Annotated in this window: 4 protein-coding genes; 2 read left to right on the top strand and 2 right to left on the bottom strand. The window is 33.5% G+C overall.

Translation table 11 applies throughout. The annotated features are described in order from the left end of the window. Together cstB and KA909_RS13195 are read right to left on the bottom strand one after the other, a co-directional pair. Positions 1 to 965: persulfide dioxygenase-sulfurtransferase CstB (gene cstB, locus KA909_RS13200; RefSeq protein WP_210130319.1), on the bottom strand; the 965-nt coding region annotated here is incomplete at its 3' end. Positions 966 to 995: 30 nt separating this feature from the next. Continuing rightward, positions 996 to 2,063 carry a DsrE/DsrF/DrsH-like family protein gene (locus KA909_RS13195; RefSeq protein WP_210130318.1) on the bottom strand — a complete coding sequence of 356 codons (1,068 nt, stop codon included), beginning with the start codon at positions 2,061 to 2,063 and terminating at the stop codon, positions 996 to 998. A gap of 137 nt (positions 2,064 to 2,200) precedes the next feature. On the opposite strand from KA909_RS13195, the gene cstR reads away from it, so the two are divergent. Further along, positions 2,201 to 2,461 (top strand): persulfide-sensing transcriptional repressor CstR, encoded by a 261-nt coding sequence (gene cstR, locus KA909_RS13190; RefSeq protein ID WP_095323504.1) that lies wholly within the window; start codon positions 2,201 to 2,203, stop codon positions 2,459 to 2,461. Continuing rightward, on the top strand, positions 2,461 to 3,132 hold a 672-nt coding region (locus tag KA909_RS13185; protein ID WP_210130317.1), incomplete at its 3' end, for a sulfite exporter TauE/SafE family protein. The genes cstR and KA909_RS13185, both read left to right, overlap by 1 nt.

The raw sequence follows: 3,132 nt of genomic DNA, 5'->3' as shown, positions 1-3,132 counted from the left end.
CATTTATCTCCAATTAAATCTACATCTTTTTCAAAATCTAAATACCAACCGATCTGGTTAATAAAGTTTTTGTTATAAGGAATATTGATTGTTCCTTGTGTATGGCCACCGTGAAAGGCTTCTTTGCTACGAAGATCAAATGCTATTCTTTCATTGTTTAAACTAGGATAAACATTGTATGGTTGATATAACTCCATACCAAATTGGTTAATTTTTTTCATTTGTGTAAAATGATGTGGTGGTGCTGGTTGATTTGATGTTAATGTTTCAATGAATTTGGTTTCATCAGTTTCACTAAATGCCCAGTTATTTATTTTTTCATAACCTAGCGTAGACATTGGTACGGCGCCTAATGCTTTACCACAAGGACTTCCAGCACCGTGACCTGGCCAAATTTGAATATAATCTGGTAAATCTTTAACACTTTCTATAGATTGATACATTTGTTTCGCACTAACTTCTGTAGAACCTTCCATTTGAACTGATTTTTCTAGTAAATCAGGTCTACCGATATCACCAACAAAGACAAAATCGCCACTAAATAAGCCCATTGGAACGCTTGAGCCGCCACCTTCATCAGTGAGTAAGAAACTGATACTCTCAGGGGTATGACCAGGTGTATGCAATACTTCTAATTTAATGTTACCTACATGAATAATATCTTGATGGTTAACAAAATGTGTTTGTTCTGGCATATTACGATAACTTAATTCATCGTCACCTTCTCCAGATACATATACGTTTGCATTCAATTGTTCTGCCGCATCTCTAATGCCTGAAGCAAAATCAGCGTGTATATGAGTTTCTGCAGCTTGTGTAATTGTAAAACCTTCACTATCTGCAACTTCCATATATTTTGTTAAGTCACGTACAGGGTCAATTATTATTGCCTCTCCTGTGCGTTGACAGCCAACTAAATAAGATGCTTGAGATAAATTGTTATCGTAAAATTGTTTGAAAAACATATAAAAAACTCCTTATTTTAATAGATTTAATTAAATAAATAAATTATGACTCGCGTTTTCAGTATCGCCTATATAAGTACCTACACCGCCGTACTCAACTTCGTCTCTTAATTCTTCTTTTGTAATGCCCATGATCTCCATGCTCATGGTGCATGCTATTAATTTAATATCTTGAGCTATCGCTTGATTAATGAGTGATGGTAATGAATCAACGTTTTTCTTTTTCATTACGTAACGCATCATGATATTACCTAAACCGAACATATTCATTTTAGAGAGTGGCATTTTCAAAGGTGTTTTTGGCAACATAAAATCAAACATTTTTGCGATACCTTTCTTTTTAACGTTAACTGTTTGCGCTTTTTTCAATGCGTTAAGTCCCCAGAAAGTAAAGAAGATGGTTACATCTCTTCCTGCAGCTTTAGCACCATTCGCAATAATCATTGCTGCCACTGCTTTATCTAATTCTCCACTAAATAGTACAATTGTAGTGCCTTTAGACGTGTGACTCACTTCTAAATTTTTGGGTTGTCCTTTTTGAATAATCGCTTTAATTTCATTGTCGTCCTCCTCAAGTTTTACTAATACGTGTCCCGTTTGTTTCGCCCAACTTTTAATATCATTTGCGAATCCTGGATCTGTGACTGTAACCTCAATTTGGTCACCTTCTTGAATATTTTTTATTTCTTTACTGATATTTACAATAGGACCTGGACATTGAAGACCACTATAGTTAAATTTTTTACGCTCTGCTTTAATTTCTACATTTGTCCTTTCTTCTTTTGTATCATCGCTGACGTTTTTTTCTTCATATGCTTTATAGCCGCCCTCTAAATTTACAACGTCATAACCTTGTTCAGCTAAATATTTACTAGCTTTAGCACTTCTATTACCACTTTTACAGTGTATATAATAGGTTTTATTTTTATCTTTATTGAATGACTCAATCTCATCTACAGGATGCAGTATGGCACCATTGATATGCCCTAATTTATATTCTTCTTGTGTTCTTACATCAATCAATTGACCTTGAGAAGTTAATTTTTCTAACTCTGATTTACTTAAATCATTAATGTGTTTTTCATTATATTGTTTCATAATAACCTCCTGTTAAATACCTATGGGGGTATGTTAAAAGATATAACTCTTTTTGTCAAATACCCCCTCGGGTATTTGACAAACTTTTTTTATTTTATTACTATGACTATATTCAATTAAAAGTGGAGGAAATTACTATGAATTATGATAAAAACATGATCAATCGTATTAATAGAGTACAAGGACAACTCAACGGAGTTATTAAAATGATGGAAGAAGGAAAGCATTGTAAAGATGTGATTACGCAACTTAGTGCTTCAAAAAGTTCATTACAAAGATTAATGGGGATTATTATTAGCGAAAATTTAATTGAATGCGTCAATTCAGCTGATGACAACAATGAAGATTCACAAGAAATCATTAATGAAGCTGTTAACTTATTGGTGAAAAGTAAATAATGGATATTATAAATATTATCATTATGTTGCTCATCGGAGTGTTCGGAGGATTTATATCTGGTCTAGTAGGTATAGGTGGCGCTATTATTATTTACCCAGCCATTTTATTGTTACCGCCACTATTTGGGGCTCCTGCATATAGCGCGTATATCGCATCAGGACTTACTTCTAGCCAAGTCTTTTTCAGTACCTTAAGTGGCTCTTTGAAAGCAAGAAAAAAACCAGAATTCTCACCCCAGTTGGTCCTTTATATGGGAGGAGGTATGATTATAGGGAGCATGTTAGGGGCTTTGCTAGCAAATTTATTTGATGCTACATTTGTAAATATGGTGTATATTATCATTGCTTTACTTGCATTAATATTAATGTTTATTAACGTAAAACCTAGTTCAGACCAATCTTCCTTTAATAAGCCTTTATTGGTTATTGTGGGTCTTTTCGTTGGCATCATTTCGGGTATAGTTGGAGCAGGCGGCGCCTTTATTATTATTCCTATATTATTAGTTTTATTCAAATTACCAATGAATACGGTGGTTGCTAATAGTATAGTAATTGCTTTTATATCTTCAATTGGCGCCTTTATCATTAAACTTATACAAGGTTACATTCCTTTAGAAGATGCGTTATTTTTAATAATAGGGAGTATTATTTTCGCTCCGTTAGGTTTAAAA

The organism is Staphylococcus sp. GDX8P54P (assembly GCF_017893165.1).
GTDB lineage: Bacteria > Bacillota > Bacilli > Staphylococcales > Staphylococcaceae > Staphylococcus > Staphylococcus borealis.
The sequence above is the reverse complement of the archived record's forward strand: the minus strand, read 5'-3'. Positions and strand labels throughout refer to the sequence as shown.